This window comes from Nocardia yamanashiensis (assembly GCF_021183565.1).
Classification (GTDB): domain Bacteria; phylum Actinomycetota; class Actinomycetes; order Mycobacteriales; family Mycobacteriaceae; genus Nocardia; species Nocardia yamanashiensis.
In genome coordinates this window covers 4,354,725-4,377,255 of record NZ_CP089226.1, presented here as the reverse complement: position 1 = coordinate 4,377,255, position 22,531 = coordinate 4,354,725, and the positions used below count along the sequence as shown (strand labels likewise).

Annotated in this window: 22 protein-coding genes and 1 riboswitch; of the genes, 13 read left to right on the top strand and 9 right to left on the bottom strand. The window is 68.5% G+C overall.

The features are described from left to right. Nucleotides 1-30: 30 nt before the first annotated feature. From rfbD to manB, 3 genes are read left to right on the top strand one after another with little or no spacing between them, the layout of a single operon-like run. Nucleotides 31-897, top strand: a complete 867-nt coding sequence (rfbD, locus tag LTV02_RS20740) for a dTDP-4-dehydrorhamnose reductase (RefSeq protein WP_233033045.1) — start codon at nt 31-33, stop codon at nt 895-897. A gap of 11 nt (nt 898-908) precedes the next feature. Continuing rightward, nucleotides 909-1,808, top strand: coding sequence for a glycosyltransferase family 2 protein (locus tag LTV02_RS20735; RefSeq protein ID WP_233033043.1), 900 nt, complete (start codon nt 909-911; stop codon nt 1,806-1,808). 27 nt (nt 1,809-1,835) lie between these two features. Then, nucleotides 1,836-2,927 carry a mannose-1-phosphate guanylyltransferase gene (gene manB / locus LTV02_RS20730; protein ID WP_408639414.1) on the top strand — a complete coding sequence of 364 codons (1,092 nt, stop codon included), beginning with the start codon at nt 1,836-1,838 and terminating at the stop codon, nt 2,925-2,927. Nucleotides 2,928-2,992: 65 nt separating this feature from the next. Here manB and LTV02_RS20725 read toward each other — a convergent pair whose 3' ends face one another. Then, nucleotides 2,993-3,211, bottom strand: coding sequence for a DUF4287 domain-containing protein (locus tag LTV02_RS20725; protein ID WP_067720271.1), 219 nt, complete (start codon nt 3,209-3,211; stop codon nt 2,993-2,995). A 137-nt stretch (nt 3,212-3,348) separates the two neighbouring features. Here LTV02_RS20725 and LTV02_RS20720 point away from each other — a divergent pair, with 137 nt between their 5' ends. Further along, on the top strand, nt 3,349-3,927 hold the full coding sequence (locus LTV02_RS20720; protein WP_067720272.1) for a TetR/AcrR family transcriptional regulator: 579 nt from the start codon (nt 3,349-3,351) through the stop codon (nt 3,925-3,927). A 92-nt stretch (nt 3,928-4,019) separates the two neighbouring features. After that, entirely contained in the window at nt 4,020-5,465 is a 1,446-nt protein-coding gene (locus LTV02_RS20715; protein ID WP_233033039.1) for a phytoene desaturase family protein, read from the top strand. Here the strand turns inward: LTV02_RS20715 and LTV02_RS20710 are convergent. From LTV02_RS20710 to LTV02_RS20685, 6 genes are all read right to left on the bottom strand, one after another. After that, a complete protein-coding gene (locus LTV02_RS20710; protein ID WP_233033037.1) occupies nt 5,451-6,374 on the bottom strand; it encodes a cation diffusion facilitator family transporter in 924 nt (307 codons plus the stop codon). The genes LTV02_RS20715 and LTV02_RS20710 overlap by 15 nt on opposite strands. A gap of 46 nt (nt 6,375-6,420) precedes the next feature. Beyond that, the gene (locus LTV02_RS20705) at nt 6,421-7,341 is read right to left on the bottom strand and encodes a cation diffusion facilitator family transporter (protein ID WP_233033035.1); all 921 of its coding nucleotides are present in this window, start codon (nt 7,339-7,341) and stop codon (nt 6,421-6,423) included. 146 nt (nt 7,342-7,487) lie between these two features. Beyond that, nucleotides 7,488-8,720, bottom strand: a complete 1,233-nt coding sequence (gene manA / locus LTV02_RS20700) for a mannose-6-phosphate isomerase, class I (RefSeq protein WP_233033033.1) — start codon at nt 8,718-8,720, stop codon at nt 7,488-7,490. After that, a complete protein-coding gene (locus LTV02_RS20695) occupies nt 8,720-9,910 on the bottom strand; it encodes a tobH protein (RefSeq protein WP_233033031.1) in 1,191 nt (396 codons plus the stop codon). Before LTV02_RS20695 ends, manA begins: the two co-directional genes overlap by 1 nt. Nucleotides 9,911-9,983: 73 nt before the next feature. Next, nucleotides 9,984-11,360 carry a phosphomannomutase/phosphoglucomutase gene (locus LTV02_RS20690; protein ID WP_233033029.1) on the bottom strand — a complete coding sequence of 459 codons (1,377 nt, stop codon included), beginning with the start codon at nt 11,358-11,360 and terminating at the stop codon, nt 9,984-9,986. A gap of 82 nt (nt 11,361-11,442) precedes the next feature. After that, entirely contained in the window at nt 11,443-11,832 is a 390-nt protein-coding gene (locus LTV02_RS20685) for a DUF3499 domain-containing protein (protein ID WP_067720283.1), read from the bottom strand. A 275-nt stretch (nt 11,833-12,107) separates the two neighbouring features. Here LTV02_RS20685 and LTV02_RS20680 point away from each other — a divergent pair, with 275 nt between their 5' ends. Next, nucleotides 12,108-12,587 carry a metallopeptidase family protein gene (locus LTV02_RS20680; protein ID WP_067817419.1) on the top strand — a complete coding sequence of 160 codons (480 nt, stop codon included), beginning with the start codon at nt 12,108-12,110 and terminating at the stop codon, nt 12,585-12,587. 194 nt (nt 12,588-12,781) lie between these two features. Here the strand turns inward: LTV02_RS20680 and LTV02_RS20675 are convergent, their stop codons facing one another. Beyond that, nucleotides 12,782-13,039, bottom strand: coding sequence for a WhiB family transcriptional regulator (locus tag LTV02_RS20675; RefSeq protein WP_169815418.1), 258 nt, complete (start codon nt 13,037-13,039; stop codon nt 12,782-12,784). A 644-nt stretch (nt 13,040-13,683) separates the two neighbouring features. On the opposite strand from LTV02_RS20675, the gene cofD reads away from it, so the two are divergent. From cofD to LTV02_RS20655, 4 genes are all read left to right on the top strand, one after another. Beyond that, nucleotides 13,684-14,595, top strand: coding sequence for a 2-phospho-L-lactate transferase (cofD, locus tag LTV02_RS20670; RefSeq protein ID WP_233033027.1), 912 nt, complete (start codon nt 13,684-13,686; stop codon nt 14,593-14,595). 5 nt (nt 14,596-14,600) lie between these two features. After that, nucleotides 14,601-15,965, top strand: coding sequence for a coenzyme F420-0:L-glutamate ligase (locus LTV02_RS20665; RefSeq protein WP_332909600.1), 1,365 nt, complete (start codon nt 14,601-14,603; stop codon nt 15,963-15,965). Between the two features lie 49 nt (nt 15,966-16,014). Beyond that, nucleotides 16,015-16,536, top strand: a complete 522-nt coding sequence (locus LTV02_RS20660; RefSeq protein ID WP_233033017.1) for an NUDIX hydrolase — start codon at nt 16,015-16,017, stop codon at nt 16,534-16,536. Between the two features lie 12 nt (nt 16,537-16,548). Continuing rightward, a riboswitch (FMN riboswitch) is annotated at nt 16,549-16,706 on the top strand. Nucleotides 16,707-16,785: 79 nt separating this feature from the next. Then, nucleotides 16,786-17,229, top strand: a complete 444-nt coding sequence (locus LTV02_RS20655) for a 6,7-dimethyl-8-ribityllumazine synthase (RefSeq protein WP_233033016.1) — start codon at nt 16,786-16,788, stop codon at nt 17,227-17,229. A gap of 85 nt (nt 17,230-17,314) precedes the next feature. On the opposite strand, the gene LTV02_RS20650 is transcribed toward LTV02_RS20655, so the two are convergent. Then, nucleotides 17,315-18,682 carry a cation:dicarboxylate symporter family transporter gene (locus LTV02_RS20650; RefSeq protein ID WP_233033015.1) on the bottom strand — a complete coding sequence of 456 codons (1,368 nt, stop codon included), beginning with the start codon at nt 18,680-18,682 and terminating at the stop codon, nt 17,315-17,317. A 165-nt stretch (nt 18,683-18,847) separates the two neighbouring features. On the opposite strand from LTV02_RS20650, the gene LTV02_RS20645 reads away from it, so the two are divergent. The 3 genes from LTV02_RS20645 to LTV02_RS20635 all read left to right on the top strand — a co-directional run bounded on the left by LTV02_RS20645 (nt 18,848) and on the right by LTV02_RS20635 (nt 22,452). Next, the gene (locus LTV02_RS20645) at nt 18,848-20,413 is read left to right on the top strand and encodes a sensor histidine kinase (RefSeq protein WP_408639413.1); all 1,566 of its coding nucleotides are present in this window, start codon (nt 18,848-18,850) and stop codon (nt 20,411-20,413) included. Then, the gene (locus LTV02_RS20640; protein WP_233033013.1) at nt 20,410-21,102 is read left to right on the top strand and encodes a response regulator; all 693 of its coding nucleotides are present in this window, start codon (nt 20,410-20,412) and stop codon (nt 21,100-21,102) included. Before LTV02_RS20645 ends, LTV02_RS20640 begins: the two co-directional genes overlap by 4 nt. 186 nt (nt 21,103-21,288) lie before the next feature. Then, nucleotides 21,289-22,452, top strand: a complete 1,164-nt coding sequence (locus tag LTV02_RS20635) for an alkane 1-monooxygenase (protein ID WP_233033011.1) — start codon at nt 21,289-21,291, stop codon at nt 22,450-22,452. Nucleotides 22,453-22,531 lie beyond the last annotated feature (79 nt).

Sequence of the window (22,531 nt, the reverse complement as noted above, 5' to 3'; positions counted from 1 at the left end):
ACACCCGGCCGCCGTGTCAGACTGGCCGCCGTGACTGCCGCCGCCGTGACCAAGACCACCGCCGCCCCGCTCGTCGTCACCGGCGCCGGGGGTCAGCTGGGGCGGGCGCTGCTCGAACTGGCCCCGGGGGCGCGGGGATTCGGGCGCGCGGAGCTCGACATCACCGACGCGGCGGCGGTGCGGGCGGTGCTGAAAGCGGGTGACGTGGTGCTCAACTGTGCCGCGTATACCGCGGTGGATCAGGCCGAATCCGAGGTGGACGCGGCCTTCGAAATCAATGCCACGGGGCCGGAAGTGCTGGCCCGGGCCTGCGCCGCGGCGGGTGCGCGGCTGATTCACCTCTCCACCGATTACGTGTTCACCGGCAAGTCCGATCACCCCTACGAAACCGATGATCCGACCGGACCGGCCACCGTCTACGGGCGATCGAAATTGGCTGGGGAACAAGCGGTTCTGGAATTCGCGCCGGACGCGACCATCGTCCGCACCGCGTGGGTCTACACCGGCCGCGGCGCCGATTTCGTGGCCACCATGCGCCGCCTGGAAGCCGAGCGCGACACGGTGAACGTGGTGGCCGACCAGATCGGTTCGCCCACCTACGCACCCGACCTCGCTGCGGGTTTGCTGGAGCTCGCCGCGCGGCCCGGCGCACCGCGAATCCTGCACGCCACCAACGCCGGACAGGCCAGTTGGTATGAACTTGCCCGGGCGGTTTTCGCGGGTCTCGGCGCCGATCCCGAACGCGTACGGCCCTGCGGCACCGCGGATTTCCCCAGACCCGCTCCGCGCCCGGCGTATTCGGTCCTTTCGGGCAAATCGTGGGCCGCGGCCGGACTCGCCCCACTGCGGGACTGGAACGCGGCGCTGGGCGACGCACTGCGCGCCATCTCCGACTAGGCTGAGCGTTCGTGAGCCCCTCGGATTCTGCCGGCCGCCCGACCCTGGCCGTCGTCACGGTGACCTACTCGCCCGGCGAGCACCTGGAACACTTCATCAGCACGCTGGCTACCGCCACGAGTGAGAAGCCCCAGGTCATCCTCGCCGACAACGGTTCCACCGACGGTTCCCCGGAACTCGCGGCCGAAGCCAACGAGCACGTCCGCCTACTGCGCACCGGCGGCAATATCGGCTACGGCGGGGCCATCAACCGCGCGGTCGCCGAAATCGACCCGGACATCGAATTCATCGTCATCTCCAACCCGGACATCCGGTGGGGCACCGACGCCATCGACAAGCTCCTGGAAGCCGCCCGCCGCTGGCCGCGCGCCGGCGCGCTGGGCCCGATGGTGCTCGAACCGGACGGCTCCATCTACCCGTCCGCGCGCGCCGTGCCCGGCATCGCCGACGGCGCCGGCCACGCCATCCTGGGCAGCATCTGGCCGGGCAATCCCTGGACGCTGAAGTACCGCCAGGACAACGAACAGATCTCCGAACGCACCGTCGGCTGGCTCTCCGGCTCCTGCCTGCTGGTGCGCCGCGCCGCCTTCGACTCCATCGACGGCTTCGACTCGCGCTACTTCATGTACATGGAGGACGTGGACTTCGGTGACCGCATGGGCAAGGCGGGCTGGCACAATGTGTTCGTGCCCTCCGCCGAGGTCACCCATGCCAAGGGACACGCGGCGGGCAAGCACCCGGAGACCATGCTCCCGGCGCACCACGCCAGCGCCTACCGCTTCCAGGCGGACCGGCATCCACACTGGTGGCAGGCTCCACTGCGGGTCGCTCTGAAGGCCGGACTTGCGATCCGCTGCAAGCTTGCGGTTCGATCCGCACTGCGTGAACGCGACCGCGCCGCGCAATCCTGAACAGACCACTCGAACCCAGGGGAGATGATGGCCAACAGCGGCAATGGCGCCGGGACCACCGATGCGGTGATCCTGGTCGGGGGACAGGGCACCCGTCTGCGCCCGTTGACCCTCTCCGCCCCCAAGCCGATGCTGCCCACCGCGGGTCTGCCCTTCCTGCAGCACCTGCTGGCCCGCATCGCCGACGCCGGCATCACCCACGTGGTCCTCGGCACCTCCTACAAGGCGGAGGTTTTCGAGGAGCACTTCGGTGACGGCTCTGAGCTCGGCCTGGAACTCGAGTACGTCACCGAGACCGAGCCGCTGGGGACCGGCGGCGGCATCCGCAACGTGGTGCCCAAGCTGCGCAACGACACGGTGATGGTGTTCAACGGCGACGTGCTGGGCGGCACCGATCTGGGCGCGATCCTGGACACCCACCACTCCTCGAACGCCGATGTGACGCTGCACCTGGTCCGGGTCAGCGATCCGCGCGCCTTCGGCTGCGTCCCGACCGACGCGAACGGGCGGGTCACCGCGTTCCTGGAGAAGACCCAGGATCCGCCGACCGATCAGATCAATGCCGGCTGCTACGTCTTCCGCCGCGAGTACATCGAGAAGATTCCGGCCGGGCGTCCGGTCTCCGTCGAGCGCGAGACCTTCCCGTCCCTGCTCGCCGAGGGCGCGCACATCCAGGGTCACGTGGACACCTCGTACTGGCGGGACATGGGCACCCCCGAGGACTTCGTGCGCGGCTCGGCCGATCTGGTCCGCGGCATCGCGCCCTCCCCGGCCCTGCCGGGGCAGCGCGGCGAATCGCTCGTGCATCCCGGTGCGGGCGTCGCGCCCGGCGCGCTGCTCATCGGCGGCACGGTCGTCGGCCGCGGCGCGGAAGTCGGCGCCGGTGCTCGGCTCGACGGCGCGGTCCTGTTCGACGGCGCGTGCGTGGAAGCCGGTGCCACCGTGGAACGTTCGATCATCGGCTTCGGCGCCAAGATCGGCCCCCGGGCCCTGGTCCGCGATGCCGTGATCGGCGACGGCGCGATCGTCGGCGCGCGTTGCGAACTACTACGGGGCGCGCGCGTCTGGCCGGGCGTGGACATCCCGGACGGCGGCATCCGCTTCTCCACCGACGTCTGATCGATTATTCAGCGAATCGGCCGTTCACCAGGTGAGCGGCCGATTTCGTTTGCGCCGGAAGGGGTTCAGCGTTCCCACTTGCCGGGGTTGAGGTGGAACTGCACCAGGGCGGTGGCATGGCCGTGCCCCATCTCGTGCTCGCTCTTGAGCCAATTCACCAGCTCCTTGTGCGAGGTGATGCCGGTGCCGGCCAGCGTGGCGAACCAATCGTCCACCGAGCGACCGTATTTGGTCTCGATGGCCGGGAAGTACGAGGCCGGGCCGTGCGGCTTGGTGGTCGCCATGGTGTCGCTCCTTCGTGGTTGCGTCGTCGTCAGTGTGGACGACGCGTGCTCCGGAAATTCACCGCACGGTGTCGCGCGTCACACCCGGGATCGATACCGTGCGTGGGTAGCTTGTCTAGCGGTGCTAGAGTTTTCCCATGAGCGCAATCCAGACTCGAAAAGAGCGTGAGCGCGCCGGCCGGCACCAGCTCATCATCGATACCGCGCGGCAGATCGCCGAGACCGATGGCTGGGACGCCGTGACCGTGCGCAAGCTCGCCGATCGCATCGAATACAGCCAGCCGGTGCTGTATTCGCACTTCGCCGGCAAGGACGCCATCGTCTCCGCGGTCGCGCTGGAGGGTTTCGCCGAACTGGCCGCCGCCACCCGCCGCGCCCGCGAGACCGCGTCCGACCCGGCGGCCGCGGTCACCGCCGTCGCCCAGGGCTACCTCGATTTCTCTCGTGACAAGCCCGCCCTCTACGACGCCATGTTCTCGCTGCGCACCGAACTGAAATTCGGCCCCGGCGCGCCGCAGCCGCTCCAGGACGCCTTCGTGGAACTGCTGCAGACCTTCGCGCCGTTCGCCACCCCGCACGACGCCGAGACCTTCACCGAGGTGGCCTGGAGCGCATTGCACGGGCTCGCCACCCTCGACCGGGGAGGTCGGCTGCGGCCCGACTTTCGCACTGCACGACTGGAAATCCTGGTGTCCCAATGGATCGGCCCCGCCTGACGCTCCCCGCCCTGGACCGCGCTGACCAGCCCGGAGCGCGTGGTTCGTCACGGTCGCGGCCGTAACGCCCGGGGCGCGCCTACGCTGAGATCATGGCGGACGCGGTGGTGGTCGGATCGGGACCCAACGGCCTGGCGGCGGCGGTGATCCTGGCCCGCGCCGGACTCGAGGTCGAAGTATTCGAAGCGGCCGAGGATTTCGGCGGCGGCTGCCGCACCGCGCAGGTGACGCTGCCGGGGTTCGAGCACGATCTGTGCGCGGGCGCGCACCCCATGGCGGTGGCGTCCCCGTTCTTCCGGGCCTTCGATCTGGCGAAGCACGGCGTGGAAATGCTTGCGCCGCAGGTCTCCTACGCGCATCCACTGGACGACGGGCACGCCGGGCTGGCCTGGCGCGATCTCGACCACACGGTGGACGGACTGGGCCGCGACGGCGGCGCGTGGCGGCGGTTGTTCGGGCCGCTGGTGCGCGACTGGGAACAACTGGTGGACCTCGGCATGTCGGATCTGCGGCATCCGCCCCTGCACGTGACCACCGGGGTGCGATTCGCGCGCCGCCTGCTGGAACAGTCCACACCGCTGTGGAATCTGCGTTTCCGCGAAGAGATCGCGCCCGCGCTGCTGACCGGCATTGCCGCCCATGCCATTCGCCCGCCGCGCTCGATTCCGTCGGCGGGCGTGGCCGCCCTGCTCGGCGCCCTCGCCCATGTGGGCGGCTGGCCGGTGCCGCGCGGCGGTTCGCAGGCCATCATGGCCGCGCTGGCCGAGGACCTGAAAGCCCATGGGGGACGGATCATCACGGGACACCGGGTGGATTCCATCGACGAGTTCGCCGAGGTGAAGACGGTCCTGCTGGATATCGCCCCGGCCGAATTCCAGCGCATCGCCACGCTGCCCGCCCGCTACGACTTCTCGCTCCGGCACTTCCACTACGGCGGCGCGGCCTGCAAGGTCGACTTCGCACTGTCCGGCCCGGTGCCGTGGCGGGCGCTGGGCTGCGACCGCGCGGGCACCCTGCATCTGGTCGGCACCCGCGCGGAAGCCGTCGCGGCCGAAAAGGCCGTCGCCGCCGGGCAACACGCCGAGCGTCCGTTCGTGCTGGCCATCCAGCCGGGCGTGGTCGACGATTCCCGCGCCCCGGCGGGCAAGCACACGCTGTACACCTACGCCCACGTCCCCAACGGTTCGACGCGCGATCTCACCGAAACCATTACCGCGCAGGTGGAACGCTTCGCCCCCGGCTTCCGCGATCTGATCCTGGCCACCCACGTGCGCACCGCCGCCAAGATGCCCGCGCACAATCCCAACTACATCGGCGGCGATATCTCGGCGGGCGCGATGACCTTGCGGCAGACCGTCTTACGCCCCGCCCCGCGCTGGAATCCGTATTCGACGCCGCTGCCGGGCGTGTACCTGTGCTCCTCGGCGACCCCGCCGGGCCCGGGCGTGCACGGCATGAACGGCTACTACGCCGCCCGGCACGCGCTGCGCCGCGAGTTCGGCGTGCGCACCGATCCGCTGGAACTACTGGCGCGCTGATTCGGACCGGTAGAGATCCGGTTCGATATAGAGGTGCCGGACGGCCGGAACCGCCTGCCGCACCCGCACTTCCGCCGCGTCGATGGCGATGGCCGCCGCCTCGATGTCCAGTCCCGGCGTCATCGCCACCTTGGCCGCCACCAGCAGATCGTCGGGCGCGAGGTATTGGGTCTTGAGATCCAGCACCCGATCGATCCCGGGCCCGCCGACCAGCCGCTCCCGAATCCGCCGATCCTCCTCCGCCGGCGCGCCTTCCCCGATGAGCAGGCTCTTCATCTCCACGATCAGCACCACCGCGATGAATCCGAGCAGGACGCCGATGGCCACCGTCCCGACCCCGTCCCACACCGGATCGCCGGTGAGCGCGGTCAATCCGACGCCGAGAAAGGCCAGCCCCAGCCCGATCAGCGCCCCGGAATCCTCCAGCAGCACCACCGGCAGTTCCGCGCTGCGCGTGCTCCGGATGAACGCCCACCAGCTCTTGCGCCCCTTCAGCGGCGCCGAGGCTTTCTTGGCGGTGAGCAGACTGTAGGACTCCAATGCCATCGCGATGACCAGGATGGCGATGGCCACCCAGGTATCGCTCAGATGCTCCGGATGCCGGATCTTGTGGATGCCCTCGTCGATCGCGTACAGCGACCCCACGGTGAAGATGACGAGTGCGACCACGAACGAATAGAAGTACCGGTTCCGCCCGTACCCGAACTGGTGCAGCTGATCGGCTTCCTGCTCGGCCCGCCGCCGGCCCACCAGCAGCAGGCCCTGATTGGCGGTGTCGGCCAGCGAGTGCACCGATTCGGCGAGCATGGACGCCGATCCGGTGATCGCCGCACCGATGAATTTGGCGAGGGTGATGCCGGCGTCGGCGGAGAATGCCGCCAGCACCGCTTTGCGACTACCGGATGCCATATCGTTCACGCTACGGCGATTTCCGGCCGAACCGGCGCTACACGCCCTACGCGTCGACGGTCTTGGTCCGGTACAGGTCGGGCTCCAGGTAGATGACCCGCGCCGCCGGAACCGCCTCGCGCACACGCGCTTCGGCCGCGTCGATGGCGTCGGCGATCTGGTCGATCTCCAGCCCCGGCACGATCGAGATCTTGGCGGCCACCAGCAGTTCCTCCGGCCCCAGATACTGGGTCCGCAGGTGGATGACCCGGTCGATGTGCTCCCCGTCGACCAGCCGATCGCGAATCTTCGCCTCGTCCGCGGGCAGCGCGCCCTCACCGATCAGCAGGCTCTGCATCTCGATGATCAGAATGACCGCGATGATGCCCAGCAGCACGCCGATGCCCAGCGTGCCGACACCGTCCCAGATCGGCTCCCCGGTCAGCACGGTCAAGGTGATCGCCACGAAGGCGATGAGCAGGCCGATGAGCGCCCCGGTGTCCTCGAGCAGCACCACCGGCAGTTCCGGATTGCGCGAGGTGCGGATGAACTGCCACCAGGAGGCATTGCCCTTGAGCGGCTTGGATTCCCGCATGGCGGTGACGAAGGAGAAGCCCTCCAGCGCGATCGCGATACCGAGGATGACGATCGCCACGATGGCGTTCGAGAGCTCCTCCGGATGCTGGATCTTGTGAATGCCCTCGTAGATCGCGTACAGCGAGCCGAGCGCGAAGATCACCAGGGCGACCACGAACGAATAGAAGTACCGATTCCGCCCGTACCCGAAGGGATGCAGCTGATCGGCCTGCTGTTCGGCACGCTTCTGCCCGAGCAGCAGCAGGCCCTGATTCGAGGTGTCCGCCACCGAGTGCACGGCCTCGGCCAGCATCGACGCCGATCCGGTGATCGCCGCGCCGATGAACTTCGCCGCCGCGATACCGGCATTGGCGCTCAACGCCGCCAGGATCGCCTTCTTACCGCCGGACATTTCCGCCTCTCCGCGCCTTCAGCGCACGGCCCGGGGCCGTATCGATTCGTGCACGCGTGGTGCGGCCGGGTGCTGAACAGATTCTGGGTGTGCCCCAGGAGTTACCCGGATCTTACGAGATCAGTCGCCCGGTCGCGGCCGGCGAACTAGTCCGCTCCGGCGGTGGCGCAGAACAATTGGGCCGGTCCGTCCGCGGCGGCGGCCCGGATCGGTCCGTCGGCGGCCGAAATCCAAGCCGCGCTGCCGCATTCGACGATGAGTTCGTGCTTGCCCTGCAGCAGCCGCACATTCCCGTGCGTGCACAGCGCGATGCCGGGTCCGGCGTGCAGCGGCACCGGATCGGCGTCCGCCGCGAGTTCGATTCGGCTGAGCGCGAATTCGGGCGCCGGCGTGTCGTACCGGTAGGTCCCCGCGCCCGTCTGCTCGGCTTCGATGATCGGCAGCTCGAGCGGTTCGAAGTCCAGCACGCGCAGCAGTTCCGGCACGTCCACGTGCTTGGGCGTGAGCCCGCCGCGCAGCACATTGTCGGAATTGGCCATGATCTCGACGCCGACGCCGCTGAGATAGGCGTGCAGATTTCCGGCCGCGAGGAACAGTCCCTCGCCCGGTTCCAGGGTGATGCGATTGAGCAGCAGCGCCGCCAGCACCCCGGCATCGCCCGGATAGGCCTCGGCCAGTTCCAGCGCGGTGCGCACCTCGGCGGTGAATTCCTTGGGCGTGCCGTCGTATCCGGCGTCCCGCTCCGACAGGTACCGCACGCACCCGTCCAGCACCTTCGGCAGCAGATTCGCCAGGGCGTGCTGCGGCAGCGCGATCCAGGTGGTGAACAGCGTGCGCAGCCCGGCCGAATCCGGCTGCGCCGCGAGCAGTTCCGCGTACGGCGTCAGTTCCGGCACGTCCAGCGCGGTCAGCAGCCGCACGGTCCGGCGCGGTTCGCGGAACCCGGCCAGGGCCTCGAACCGGTTCAGCGCCACCACCAGTTCGGGTTTGTGGTTCTCGTCCCGGTAGTTCCGCATCGGCGCGTCGAGGGCGACCCCGGCGTGGTTCTCCCGGGCGTAGCCGGCCCGCGCCTGTTCGATGCTGGGATGCGCCTGCAGCGAGAGCGGTTCCTCGGCGGCCAGGATCTTCAGCAGGAACGGCAGCCGGCCGCCGAATTCGCCCGCGACCGGACCCAATTCGCGTTGCGGGTCGGCGCTGACCAACTCCAGCAGCGATTCGCTGTGGCCGTTGATCTGCACCCGCGCCGGATCGGCGGGGTGGGCGCCGAACCAGAGTTCGGCCTCCGGATGCGCGGAGGGAACCGGTCGTCCGCACAGCTGAGCGAGCGCGGTGCGTGATCCCCAGGCATAGGAGCGCAGCGCACCAACGAGTTCGTGCACTAGTAGTGTCCCCCGTCATAGCGTCCCGGTCCGGCGGCCGGGCGGGAACCGAGTAGTCGTAGGTAGGCGGCGGCCATTTCGAGCCGCAGGGCCAGCACCGCCAACTGTGCCAGTTCGCCGCCGGGCGGGGGCGTCAGGGGCTGCCCTTCGGCGCCGGTGGTGGCCGTACCGGCGGTGGCGGCCGCTTCCGCGTCCACGTTCACCAGATCGGCGTCCACCAGCCCGGCATCGGCGGAGAACACCCCGAGCCGCCGCCGTACCGCGAATTCGTCGGGACCGGTGGTCAGCACGAACACCCGCACCTGCTGAACGGGCGCGGGCCCGTCGAGCTGCTCGTCGTGGAACAGCGGATCGAAGTCCGGCGCGGATACGCCGGCCGCCTCGACCAGACGGCCGTGCGCCGCAATGCTTTCCGCCAGGGTCGCGGCGGTGGCGATCTTCCCGGCCCCGGCCAGCAGCACCTCGCAGCCGTGCACGGCCAGCTCGGTGGTGGCGGCGCTGTCGCCGGTCAGCACCAGGCGCGGCCGCTGCTGCATACGGGTGGCGAGGGTCTTGGCGGGATTGTGGAAGGCCTCGTGCTGCGGTCCGTCGCGCAGCGCCTCGGCGTCCAGCAGATCGGCGAGCTCGTTCAGATCCGGCACCAGCGGACCGACCCGATTGGGGTCGACGGCGGCCAGCACCGCCATGCCGACGGCGAAGTAACGCAGCAGCCGATTGTGGTCGAGCACGGGCAGCCGCGGCGGCAACATGGTGGCCCGGCCGGCGGCGGCCGCGCGCAGCGGTCCCTCGTCGGGTGCGGCCACGATGACCTCCGCACCGCGGCGCAGCGCCCGGTCCACGGCTTCGGCGAGGCGCGGATCGCCCGCGTCGTCACCGGCCACCAGCACCACGTCCAGCGGTCCCACCCAGGGCGGGATCGAGGTCGCGGGCACCAGCGGCATACTCGTGCGATCACCGAGCGCGGCGATCAGCAGACCGGCGGCGCGGGCGGCCCGCCCGGCGCCGGAGACGAGTACCAGACTGCGCGGCCGCAGGTCCTGCAACCGAGCCAAAGCATCTTCGGAAATGGCCGCGGCGGTAGCCCTGACCAGGGCTCCGCCCGACGCGGCGGAGCGCAGGCCACCGCCGGTGTCGGCCGCCTCCAGCGAGGCGACGTCATCGAGGTCGAGTACCGGTGTCCCAGCGATCATCGGGCGTTGCCACCTCCCCTCATCGGGTCACCAGGCGCTGGTGAATCCAAGCTCTGTGATTCCACTATTCCAGTCAGGCGCGGACGATGCTCAGGATCTCGGTTACGAGTGCGTCTACTTCCTCCTGCGATCGTGCTTCGACATTGAGCCGAAGCAGCGGTTCGGTATTGGAGGCGCGCAGGTTGAACCAGGCGCCGTCGGGCAACTGCACCGTGACTCCGTCCAAGCGGTCCACCGACTTGGCGCGCTTGCCGAACGCCTCCAGCACGGCGGTGGTCCGGTCCTGCGCGTCGGCGACCGTGGAGTTGATCTCCCCGGACGCGGCGTAGGTCGAATAGGCCGATGCCAGTTCCGACATCGGGCGCTCCTTCTCGCCGAGCGCCGCCAGCACGTGCAGGGCCGCGAGCATGCCGGAGTCGGCGCCCCAGAAGTCGCGGAAGTAGTAGTGCGCGGAATGCTCGCCGCCGAAGATGGCGCCGGTGGCGGCCATCTGCTGCTTGATGAACGAGTGGCCGACGCGGGTGCGCACCGGGGTGCCGCCGAGTTCGGTCACCAGCTCCGGCACCGCCTTGGAGGTGATCAGATTGTGGATGATGGTCGCGCCCGGCTCCTTGGTCAGCTCGCGCTCGGCAACCAGCGCGGTGACGGCCGACGGGGAGACCGGATCGCCCTTCTCGTCCACCACGAAGCAGCGGTCGGCGTCGCCGTCGAAGGCCAGGCCGATATCGGCGCCGGTCTTGCGGACGTAGGCCTGCAGATCCACCAGGTTCTTCGGATCCAGTGGATTGGCTTCGTGATTGGGGAAGGTGCCGTCGAGTTCGAAGAACATCGGCTCGATGGTGTACTGCGGCAGCGTGCCCAGCACGGCCGGGACGGTGAACCCGCCCATGCCGTTGCCGGCGTCCACCGCGATGCGCAGCGGGCGGGAATCGCTCAGGTCGACCAGCTTGTGCAGGAAGGCCGCGTAGGCGGCGAGCAGGTCCTGCTCGGTGGCGGCGCCGCGCGGGCCGTCGTAGGCCGGGACGCCCGTGACGACCTCGTCGGAGATGGTGGCCAGGCCGGTGTCCTGACCGACCGGCAGCGCCTTGGCGCGGCACAGCTTGATGCCGTTGTACTTGGCCGGATTGTGCGAGGCGGTGAACATGGCTCCGGGGCAATCCAAATGGCCGGAGGCGAAGTACAGCTCGTCGGTGGAGGCCAGCCCGATGTGCACCACGTCCAGGCCCTGCGACTGCACGCCGTCGGCGAAGGCTTCGGCCAGGGCGGGGGAGGAATCGCGCATATCGTGCCCGATGACCACGCGCTGCGCGCCCTCGGAGCGCATCAGCCGGGCGAAGGCCCCGGCCACGTCCCGGACGAAGTCCGCGTCGATCTGTTCGCCGACTACTCCTCGAACGTCATAGGCCTTGATGACTGCTTGAACGGACTCGGCGGACCGGGCGACTGTCATAGGGAACACCCTAGTAGCTCTCGGCGACGAGTCGTATTCGGCGGTGCGCTGCATGTCCCGTATTCGCTCGTAAGGCGTCGAGCTAGTTCGGCGGATCCGGTAGGACACGTAGATGGCCCCTCCGGCCGGTGCGCCCCGTGCGGGTCGGGCGCTGCGGAGCCGGTGCGTAGTCGGTGTAACCGCGCGGGTCGGGATCCGGTGTCCGGCGGCGCAATCCGGCTTCGCGGACGGCTTCGGCCAGCGCGGTGAGATCGTCGTCGTCGGGCGTCGAGGAGGAGAACCCGCCCTCGTGCTTGACCAGCTCCCAGCCCTTCGGGGCGGTAATCCGGGAAGCGTGCGTTTCGCACAGGTCCCAGGAGTGCGGTTCGGCGACCGTCACGAGCGGACCGACCACGGCCATGGAGTCCGAGTACACATAGGTCAGCGTCGCGACGGCCGGGTTCTTGCAGCCGGGCCGGCAGCAACGACGCATGGGGATCACGCCAAGCAGGGTAACCCTCAACGCGCCGCTCCGGGGACAGACACGCTGTTCCGCCTCTCCGCGTCTTCAGCGGGCGGCCGGTTGCCGTGGACCATCGGCAACCCGTGCCGGCGGTCGGGGGAGCGTCGCCGATTTCGGTCGTACCCGGCGAGTTACCCGCGCCGCACGAGATCAGTCGTCGCCTCCGAGCCGCTGGGTGAACCGTCCGAGTCGGCGCGGGAGGTGGGGCAACCCACAGTGGTGAGCAACCCAGTAGATTCGGGGGTATGACTCGTTCCCGTCGTCGGCGACCGCCCACCGCGCGGTCCGTGATCCGCCGCGGGCGCGGTGTGCGCGGGCCGATGCTGCCGCCGACGGTGCCGGCCCGGCGGACCCGCGGCCAGCAGTTCGACCGCCTGGTGCTGGAGGCGTTCGCGCCGCTGGAGAGCCGCTGGCACGAACAGCTCACCAAGCTCGATATCGCGGTGGACGATGTGCCGAAAATCCGCCCGTTGCATCCGGATTCGGTGCAATGGCCGGACGAGGTGGTAGCCGACGGCCCGGTGCCGCTCTCCCGCCTCATCCCGGCCGGCGTGGATCGCTACGGCATGGCTACCCGAGCCCGGGTCGTGTTGTTCCGCAAGCCATTAGAGCTACGCGCCGGAGACCCCGACGACCTGGTGGACCTGCTGCGCGAAGTCCTGGTGCAGCAGATCGCCACCTACCTCGGTGTGGACCCGGACGTCATCGATCCGGAACCGGAATAGGACCCCTCCCGTTCGGGGGAAATCCCGGGCGACTCGGCCCACTGCCGTTCGGGGGTGAAGCCCCTGGGATCCGGGCTTCCTCCCATCCGGGGGTTCGGGGGCGAAGCCCCTGAGGGTCCCGGGAGTGGGTCCATGAAAGCTGTTGCTACAGCCGAGCTTTCAAGATGCTGCGCCTGCCCGCGCAGCATCTTTCCCTAGATGATGCCGCGCTTGAGGCGACGGCGTTCGCGCTCGGACAGCCCGCCCCAGATGCCGAAGCGTTCGTCGTTCTGCAGCGCGTATTCGAGGCATTCGTCGCGGACCTCGCAACCGAGGCAGATCCGCTTGGCCTCCCGGGTGGAACCGCCCTTCTCGGGGAAGAACGCCTCCGGGTCGGTCTGAGCGCAGAGCGCCCGTTCCTGCCACTGTTCGGCTTCGGTGAGCCGGCTTCCTCTGGAGAAATTGTCGAACATTTCGTCAGCACCGGTGACGATCAAGCTCAAACGCGGGGGTTCGGGCTGGTACTGGGCTCGCGCCCACTGCCCACCCCCCGGTCGTGCAGTCGTCAACGGTTCACCCCCCTCGTACCCGATTCGTTCGTCGGCGCAGAAGTCAGATGCTGCGCCAGCTGTGGAATCGGTTTGCGATACACCGCCCGGAATGCCTGACGGGGCCAGCTCATCGGCCATCGCTCCGCCTCCTCACTGTGTGTTAGCGCAGAATGATTAATCCGTCGGAGCCGATCCCACCGACGGCCCAACACCGCGACGTAGTCCCGCGGCCATCCCCGAGCTCGCCACCCCGGTGCGAACAGCTGTTCGAAAACCCGTCCGCGCCTTGCACTCTCACGCGGACCCGGAATGACATGCCTGTGATTAGACACGCCGGGAGCGTCGATGGTCAAGCTGCCGAAGCGATTCCGTTACCATCCTCGACCCCCTTTCCCACTGTTCCCGCAGTTCAAACAGCAAATTCGCAGCAAATGGGTAGCGGGGCATCTTCGGGCGTAGAACGCATAGGCTGTGCGGATGTGACTCGAGAACAAGCGGACACCGCACCCGGCACCGGCCTCCGGATCGCGGTACTGGTCGGCGGAGTCGGCGGCGCGCGGTTCCTGATGGGCGTGCGCGAACTGCTCCCCGGCGCGGACATCACGGCCATCGTCAATGTCGGCGACGACGTCTGGATGCACGGCCTGCGTATCTGCCCTGACCTGGACACCTGCATGTACACCCTGGGTGGCGGCATCGATCAGGAACGCGGTTGGGGGCATGCCGACGAGACCTGGCACGCCAAGGAGGAGCTGGCGAAATACAACGCGCAGCCCGATTGGTTCGGACTGGGCGACCGCGATATCGCGACCCATCTCATTCGCTCCGAAATGCTGCGTCAGGGTTACCCGCTCTCGCAGGTCACCGAGGCCCTCTGCAATCGGTGGCAACCCGGTGTGAAACTGCTTCCGGCAACCGACGACCGCTGTGAAACGCATGTAGTTATCGGGGACCCGGAGAACCCTGGCGAACGTCGCGCGATCCATTTCCAAGAGTGGTGGGTGCGCTATCGAGCGAACGTCGAGACCCATGGATTCGTGACTATTGGGGCAGAACAAGCAAAACCCGGCCCAGGTGTGACGGAAATCATAGAGGCCGCTGACGTGGTGTTGCTGGCCCCTTCCAACCCCGTCGTGAGCGTCGGCGCGATCCTCGCCGTACCGGGCATTCGGGGCGCGCTGCGCACCACCGCGGCCAAGATCGTCGGCCTCTCCCCGGTGATCGGCGGCAAGCCGCTGCGCGGTATGGCCGACGAATGCCTCTCGGTGATCGGCGTGGAGACCACCGCCGAAGCCGTCGGCAATCACTACGGATCCCGTTCCGCCACAGGCATATTGGACGGCTGGCTGATCCACAGCACGGACACCGCCGACGTCCCCGGCGTCGAGGTCCGCAGCGTCCCCCTGATCATGAGCGACCCGGCCGCGACCGCCGATATGGTCCGCGAGGCCCTCGACATCGCGGGAGTGAAGCCGTGAGCGCACTGGACGACACCGCCTCCGCCCCGCTGGGCGATCACGCCGCGGGCGGCGAGCTGACCATCCTGCCCGTGCGCGGTCTGCCCGAATTCCGGCCGGGCGACGACCTCGCGGAAGCCCTTGCGGCGCAGGCGCCCTGGCTGCGCGACGGCGATGTGCTGGTGGTGACCAGCAAGATCGTGTCGAAGGTCGAGGGCCGCATCGTCGAGGCCCCCGCCGATCCGGAGGCGCGCGACGCCTTCCGCCGCGAACTCGTGACGCGGGAAGCGGTGCGCGTGCTCGCGCGCAAGAACCGCACCCTCATCACCGAGAACAAGCTCGGCATCGTGCAGGCCGCCTCCGGCATCGACGGCTCCAATGTGGAGCAGGGCGAACTGGTGCTGCTCCCGGTCGATCCCGACGCCAGCGCCAAGGCCCTGCGCACCGCGCTCGCCGAACGCCTCGGCGTCCAGGTCGCCGTCGTCATCACCGACACCATGGGCCGGGCCTGGCGCAACGGCCAGACCGACGCCGCCATCGGTTCCTCCGGTCTGCGCGTCCTGCACGACTACGAGGGCGCGATCGACCGCCAGGGTCACGAACTCCAGGTCACCCTGGTCGCCGTCGCCGACGAACTGGCCGCCGCCGCCGACCTGGTGAAGGGCAAGCTGGGCGGCGTCCCGGTCGCGGTGGTGCGCGGCTTCGAATACACCGACGACGGTTCCACCGCCGCCGACCTGCTGCGCCGCGGCGAGGAAGACCTCTTCTGGCTGGGCAGTGCGGAGGCCATCGAACTGGGGCGCAATCAGGCTGTGCCGCTGCGCCGTTCGGTCCGCCAGTTCGCCGACACCCCCGTCGAACCGGAGGTGATCCGGGCGGCCGTGAACGCGGCGCTGACCGCCCCGGCCCCGCACCACACCCGCCCCGTGCGATTCGTGTGGCTGCGCAAACGCGGCCTGCGCGATCAGCTCCTGGAGGCCATGGCCGAGAAGTGGCGCGCCGACCTCACCGGCGACGGCCGCGACCCCGACTCGGTGGAACGCCGAGTAGCCCGCGGCCGCATCCTCTTCGACGCCCCCGAGGTGATCATCCCGTTCTGCGTTCCCGACGGCGCGCACGACTACCCCGACGAAACCCGCCGCGCCGCCGAGAAGACCATGTTCACCGTCGCGGTCGGCGCCGCCGTGCAGGGCCTGCTGGTCTCCCTCGCCGTCAAGGGCGTAGGCAGCTGCTGGATCGGCTCGACCATCTTCGCCCCGGAGGTCACCCGCGACGTCCTCGGCCTCGAAGCCGACTGGAACCCCTTGGGCGCGATCGCGATCGGCTACCCCCTCGAGGCATCAGCCCCGCGTGAGGCCCGCGAATCGGGCATCGGACTGGTGGAGCTGTGATGCGCGGCGGTCCGGAGATGCGGCGCGGTGCGGCGGCGGAGGTGCGGGCGTGAGCGCCGAATCGCTGCACAAGTCGGCGGTCGAGCTGCTCGAAACCTGGTACCCGGCAACGGGTCCGGAGCAGTCCATCCGCGAATCCATGCTCGCCTTCCTGGGCTCGGCCCCGCGCGGCTGCCTGCGCGAGCACGCCGCCGGCCACATCACGGCCTCGGCGGTGGTGTTCTCGCACGACGAGCGGGAAGTCCTGCTGACGCTGCATCCCCGGGTCGGCCGCTGGATCCAATTGGGCGGCCACTGCGAGGAATCCGACGATTCGGTCAGTGCGGCGGCGTTCCGTGAAGCCACCGAAGAATCGGGCATCCCGGACCTGATCCTCGAGCCCGGCCTCTACAGCGCGCAGGCACACCCCATCACCTGCTCGCTGGGCGTCCCGACCCGGCACCTCGATCTGCTCTTCAAGATCAAGGCCCCGGCCGGCGCCGTCCCGGTACGCAGCTCGGAATCTACCGACCTCCGCTGGTGGCCGGTGGACGCCCTCCCCGCCGACGCGGACGTCCTGTTGTTCCCGTAATCTCGAAGCCGTACACGTTCTCAGGGCGGGGTGAAATTCCCCACCGGCGGTAATGACAGACGGACCGATCCGTCTGCACGAGCCCGCGAGCGCCACCCGCGAGGGTGGGTCAGCAGATTCCGGTGTGATCCCGGAGCCGACGGTCACAGTCCGGATGAAAGAGAACGCGGCACCGGCCCGTCCGCTCCGCGCGGTCGGCCTGTTCGCGTATTTCTGCCCTGGGTGACATCGCGAACAGGAGGAAATTCCATGTCACCCACTACGAATCGAATCGCACTCGTCGCCGCGGGCTGGCACTCCGAGATCGTCGGCAAGGCGGTCGAAGCCTGCCGGACCGGATTGGCCGAGCGCGGTTTTCCCGAGGTCGACGTCATCGAGGTTCCCGGGGCCTTCGAAATCCCCTTGCAGGCCAAGCGTTTGGCGACCAGCGGCGCGTACGCCGCCGTCGCGGGCTGCGCGCTGGTGGTGGACGGCGGCATCTACCGGCACGATTTCGTGGCCTCGACGGTGGTGGACGCGCTCATGCGGGTGCAGCTGGAAACCGATGTGCCGGTGTTCTCGGCCGTCCTGACCCCGCACCACTTCCATGAGCACGCCGAACATCTGGAGTACTTCGCCCGGCACTTCGAGGTGAAGGGCGCGGAGCTGGCCAAGGCGATCGTCGCGACGCTGGCCATCGACCTGAAGGTGTAAGACAGTGGAAAACCGCCCGGCGCGTAACGGGGGGAAATGCGCGCCGGGCGGTTCACTGGTCCAGACCCAGGGTGGGTTGTTGGGTTCAGGCCGGGACCAGGTTCTTGTCGGCCGGAGCATCGGCCGGGTGTTCGTCGACCATGGTGGTCTCGTCGAAGGGCAGCTTCTTGTCCAGCACCGCGCGGACCCGCTCGGCGTCGATGCTCTTGGTCCAGGTGCCGACCAGCACGGTGGCGACGGCATTGCCCGAGAAGTTGGTCAGCGCACGGGCTTCGGACATGAACCGGTCGATGCCCACGATCAGCCCGACCCCGTCCAGCAGTTCCGGGCGGTGACTCTGCAGGCCGCCGGCCAGTGTGGCCAGGCCGGCACCTGTCACACCGGCCGCGCCCTTGGACGCCACGATCATAAACACCAGCAGGCCCAGCTGCTCGGTCCAGGACAGCGGCTTGCCCATGGCATCGGCGACGAAGAGGGTCGCCATGGTCAGGTAGATGGCGGTGCCGTCCAGATTGAACGAATATCCGGTCGGCACCACGACACCCACGGTGGTGCGCTCCACGCCCAGATGCTCCATCTTGGCGATGAGCCGCGGCAGCGCCGACTCCGAGGACGAGGTGGCCACGATGAGCAGGTACTCCCGCGCCAGGTAGCGGCACAGCTTGAAGATCGACACCCCGGCCACCGCCCGCAGCAGCGCGCCCAGCACGCCGAAGACGAACACCACGCAGGTCAGGTAGAAGGCCACCATCAGCAGCGCCAGCTGTTTGACCGCGTCGAGTCCGGTGCGCGCCACCACATTCGCGATGGCGCCGAACGCGCCGATCGGGGCCAGCCACAGGATCATGGTCAGGATCCGGAACACCAGCTGCTGCACCAGGGCGATGCCGCGCAGCAGCGGTTCGCCCTTGGCGCCCATGGCCTGGATGCCGAAGCCCACCAGCAGCGCCACGAACAGCGTCTGCAGCACCTTGCCCGCGGTCAGCGCGGAGACCAGCGTGGTCGGCACGATCTCCTTGATGAAATCCCAAGTGCCGCCCGCGCTTTGCGCGTCCTTGGCGTACTTGGCGACCTCCTTGGCGTGCGCGGCCACATTCAGCCCGTCGCCCGGATGCAGCAGGTTGCCGACCACCAGGCCGATGGCCAGCGCCGCCGTGGACATGATCAGGAAGTAGCCGATGGCCAGCCCGCCGACCTTGCCGACCTTGGCCGCGGCCCGCACCGAGCCGATGCCGAGCACGATGGTGCAGAAGATGACCGGTGAGATCATCATCTTGATCAGGTTCACGAACAGGGTGCCCAGTTCGCCCACCGATTTGCCGAATCCGGGCGCCAGCCAGCCGACGAGAATGCCCGCGAGCACCGCCAGGATGACGGCCAGATACAGCCAGTGCGTGCGATCCCGCTTCTTCGGCGCCGCCGCGGGGGATAGCGCAGTTGTCGATTCAGTCAATTTCGGAAAGCCTTCGGGTACCGGATGGTGTGAGCCCGCTCACGTACTTGCATAGAGAATGATGTCCTGGGCAGTGACGCGGGTCACTGTTTCGTAAGTTATGTTCACGCGGCGATTGGCAGGACCGCCGCGCGCGGAAGGTTTCACGGAGGCGTGGTGACAGGTCTGAGCAGGCGGCCCCGGCGTGGGCGCACCCTGGCCGGGCAGGTGTTCGTGGTGCAGCTGGTGGTGCTCGCGGTGGTGATCGCCACCGGTACCGCGCTGGCGGTGCTGCGCTTACGCAGCGCCCAGGACGACGCCATCCGGGTGCAGGTCACCGATATCGCCGTCAGCGTCGCCCATGCGCCGTCCACGGTGTCCGGGGTGCGCGCCCCGAATCCCACCACGCTGCTGCAACCGGTCACCGAGAGCATTCGCCAGGCGACCGGAGTCGACTTCATCGTGGTGATGGCTCCCGACCGCACCCGCTACACCCACACCGACACCACCCGCATCGGCCAGCCCTTCAGCGGCAATATCGATCGCGCGCTGGCGGGGGAGACCTTCACCGAAACCTACACCGGCACACTGGGTCCCTCGATCCGCGCGGTGACGCCGGTGCGCGATGCCGACGGCCGCATCGTCGCGCTGGTGTCGGCGGGCGTCACCCGCGCGCACATCGGCGATCAGGTGCGGGCGCAGCTGCCCACCATCCTGGCGGTGGCGCTGGCCGGGCTGGCGGTGGTCACGCTCGGCTCACTGTTGTTGCGGCGCAGGCTGTTGCGGCAGACGCACGGGCTCGGCACGGCCGAGTTGCGCGCCATGTACGAGCATCACGACGCGGTGCTGCATTCGGTGCACGAGGGCCTGCTGGTGTTCGGCCGCGACGGCGAACACGCCGAGGTGGTCAACGACGAGGCTCGCCGCCTGCTCGACCTGCCCGACGGCCCGATCACCCGCGCCGATCTGCCGGTCTCGTTGCAGCGCATGGGAACCGAGGAGGTGCGCGACGAGATGCACGTGACCGCGGACCGGGTGCTGGTGGTGAATCAGGACGAGGTGGAGCACGACGGCCGCCGCATCGGCACCGTGCTCACCCTGCGCGATCACACCGAATTGCGGGACGTGCTGGGCGAATTGGATTCGGTGCGCGATTTCGCCGAATCGCTGCGCGCACAGGCGCACGAGGCGGCCAATCGGCTGCACACCGTGATCAGCATGGTGGAGCTGGGCCGGCCCGAGGACGCGGTGGACTTCGCGACCGCCGAACTCGAACTCTCCCAAGCCCTCATCGACCGGCTCACCAGCGCGGTCGCCGAACCGGCGGTGGTGGCGCTGCTGCTGGGCAAGGTGGAGAAGGCCGCCGAGCAGGGCGTGGAATTGACGGTCACCGGGGACACCGTGGTGGATTCGGTGGAACCGCTCACCGCGCACGAGATGGTCACGCTGCTGGGCAATCTCATCGACAACGCGGTGGACGCGGTGCACCACGACGAGGACGCCTGGGTGGAGGTGACGGTGCGCAGCGATGCCGCGGAACTGTATGTGCGGGTGGCCGACAGCGGTCCGGGCATGTCCGAGGAGGTGTTCACGCGCGCCACCGAACGCGGCTATTCCACCAAGACCGACCATCAGGGATTGGGGCTGGCGCTGGTGCGGCGGCTGGTGGCGCGGCGGGGCGGGGAGCTGCGGGCGCAGTCGGAGCCGGAATCGGCGGTGCTGGTGACGTTTTCGCGGGACGGCAAGCGATGATCCGGGTGCTGATCGTGGAGGACGATCCGAAAATCGCGGCGGCGCACCGGTCCTACGTGGAGCGGTTGCCGGGCTTCACGGTCGTGGGGGTGGTGCACACCGGAAAGGACGCGATCGCAGCCGCCGGGAAGTCACAAACCGATTGCGATCCGGTGGATTTGGTCTTGATGGATATCGGTTTACCGGATATGAGCGGTCTCGCCGTGGCCGCCGCGTTGGCCGGGCTGCGACCGCGGCCCGATGTGATCGCGGTGACCTCCGCGCGCGATTTGGCCATGGTGCGGGCCGCGGTCGCGCACGGCGTGGTGCTGTATCTGTTGAAGCCGTTCACCTTCGCGGCTTTCCGGGAGAAGCTCGATCGCTATCTGCGCTACCGGGCCGCGCTGCCGGCGGGGGAAGCGGCGGTCTCGCAGCAGGACATCGACCGCGCCTTCGGGGCGCTGCGAACGTCGGATCATCGTGCGACCTCGCCGAAAGGCATTGCGCCGCAGACCATGGACGAGGTGGCGCGGGCGGTGCGAGCAAACTCCGGCGGGTTGTCCGCCGGGGAAGTCGGGCGTGCCGTCGGCGTTTCGCGGGTTACCGCTTGGCGATACCTGGAACGTATGGCCGAAGACGGTGTGCTGGAACGCCGGACCGACTACGGTCGGACCGGGCGGCCACAGGTTCGATACGTCTGGTCGCACTGAGCGGTTGCTCACCGCAGGTTTGCAGGTGATGTGCGGTGACCGACACCACAGGGGCGGGTGCTCTGGAACAGACCGTCCTGGTTGTAACGGTTGCCACCTTCGCCACTCAAAATGTTCTGTAACAGCGTTAGTGTCTGTACATATCTAGCTGCGAAGTTATAGAGGTATCTGATTAGCGGGGCAAACGTGCAAAACGTCGGCAAACGGTCGAGTTCGCCGGATTCCAAACGCCACTTGTGGTTCCTGGGGCTCATCGCCCCTGCGAGTGCGTTGCTGCCTTCACAGTTGGTACTGCGAACCGACCTCGAGGTCTTCTGGTGGATCGGACCCATCATCGTCCTCATAGTCATCCCCGTCCTGGATTGGGTCGTCGGCGAAGACGGCAGCAATCCCAAGGACGAGGACTACGAGCTACTCAGCAACGACCGGTACTACCGGTGGTGCACCTATATGTTCCTGCCGGTGCAACTCGTCGGCCTGGTCATCGCGTCCGCGATGTGGGCCGGATCGGATCTGTCCGTGGTCGACAAGCTCGGCCTGGCCGCCACCCTCGGCTTCGTCAGCGGGATCGGCATCAACGCGGCCCACGAACTCGGGCATCGCTCCGAGCAGTTGGAGCGCTGGCTGTCGAAAATCGCTCTGGCACAGTCGGGTTACGGTCATTTCTTCGTCGAGCACAACCGGGGTCACCACGCCCGGGTGGCCACCCCGACCGATCCGGCCAGCGCCCGCCTGGGTGAATCGCTGTGGGAGTTCCTGCCGCGCAGCGTGATCGGCGGTTTCCGGTCCGGCATCGGCATCGAACGCGACCGGCTGCGCCGCAAGGGGCACCGCTGGTTCTCCATCCACAATCACATCCTGCAAGCCTGGTCGATGACGCTGGTGCTCTTCGGCACCCTGATCGCGATCTTCGGCTGGGCGCTGCTGCCCTGGCTGCTGCTACAGGCCGTCATCGGCGTCGGCCTGCTGGAAACCGTCAACTACGTGGAGCATTACGGCCTGCTGCGCCGTCGCCGCCCCAACGGCCGCTGGGCCCGTACCTCGCCCCGCGACAGCTGGAACAGCGATCGCCTGGTCACCAATATCTTCCTGTTCCACCTGCAGCGGCACAGCGACCATCACGCCAATCCGGGACGCCGGTACCAGACTCTCCGGACTTCCGAGGAGGCGCCGCAACTCCCCGCGGGATATGCCACGATGCTCCTGCTGGCCGCCGTCCCGCCGCTCTGGCGTTTCGTCATGGACCAGCGGGTGCTCGCCCACTACGGCGGCGACATCAGCCAGGCCAATATCCAGCCGCGCAAACGGGAGCGCATCCTGGTGCGGCACGGACTGGCCACGGCGGCGTAATCGACAAACCGGGGCAAGCGTGCGTACAGTGTACGCACGCTTGCCTTCCCGCATGTCCGCCTCCAGGCCGGACCGTCTA

Excerpts from the sequence above, each read along its gene's own strand:
- manB (WP_408639414.1), top strand. The coding sequence starts at position 1,836 with ATGGCCAACAGCGGCAATGGCGCCGGGACCACCGATGCGGTGATCCTG.
- LTV02_RS20725 (WP_067720271.1), bottom strand. The coding sequence starts at position 3,211 with ATGGCGACCACCAAGCCGCACGGCCCGGCCTCGTACTTCCCGGCCATC.
- LTV02_RS20720 (WP_067720272.1), top strand. The coding sequence starts at position 3,349 with ATGAGCGCAATCCAGACTCGAAAAGAGCGTGAGCGCGCCGGCCGGCAC.
- LTV02_RS20715 (WP_233033039.1), top strand. The coding sequence starts at position 4,020 with ATGGCGGACGCGGTGGTGGTCGGATCGGGACCCAACGGCCTGGCGGCG.
- LTV02_RS20710 (WP_233033037.1), bottom strand. The coding sequence starts at position 6,374 with ATGGCATCCGGTAGTCGCAAAGCGGTGCTGGCGGCATTCTCCGCCGAC.
- LTV02_RS20705 (WP_233033035.1), bottom strand. The coding sequence starts at position 7,341 with ATGTCCGGCGGTAAGAAGGCGATCCTGGCGGCGTTGAGCGCCAATGCC.
- LTV02_RS20695 (WP_233033031.1), bottom strand. The coding sequence starts at position 9,910 with ATGATCGCTGGGACACCGGTACTCGACCTCGATGACGTCGCCTCGCTG.
- LTV02_RS20690 (WP_233033029.1), bottom strand. The coding sequence starts at position 11,360 with ATGACAGTCGCCCGGTCCGCCGAGTCCGTTCAAGCAGTCATCAAGGCC.
- LTV02_RS20685 (WP_067720283.1), bottom strand. The coding sequence starts at position 11,832 with ATGCGTCGTTGCTGCCGGCCCGGCTGCAAGAACCCGGCCGTCGCGACG.
- LTV02_RS20680 (WP_067817419.1), top strand. The coding sequence starts at position 12,108 with ATGACTCGTTCCCGTCGTCGGCGACCGCCCACCGCGCGGTCCGTGATC.
- LTV02_RS20675 (WP_169815418.1), bottom strand. The coding sequence starts at position 13,039 with ATGTTCGACAATTTCTCCAGAGGAAGCCGGCTCACCGAAGCCGAACAG.
- cofD (WP_233033027.1), top strand. The coding sequence starts at position 13,684 with ATGGGCGTGCGCGAACTGCTCCCCGGCGCGGACATCACGGCCATCGTC.
- LTV02_RS20655 (WP_233033016.1), top strand. The coding sequence starts at position 16,786 with ATGTCACCCACTACGAATCGAATCGCACTCGTCGCCGCGGGCTGGCAC.
- LTV02_RS20640 (WP_233033013.1), top strand. The coding sequence starts at position 20,410 with ATGATCCGGGTGCTGATCGTGGAGGACGATCCGAAAATCGCGGCGGCG.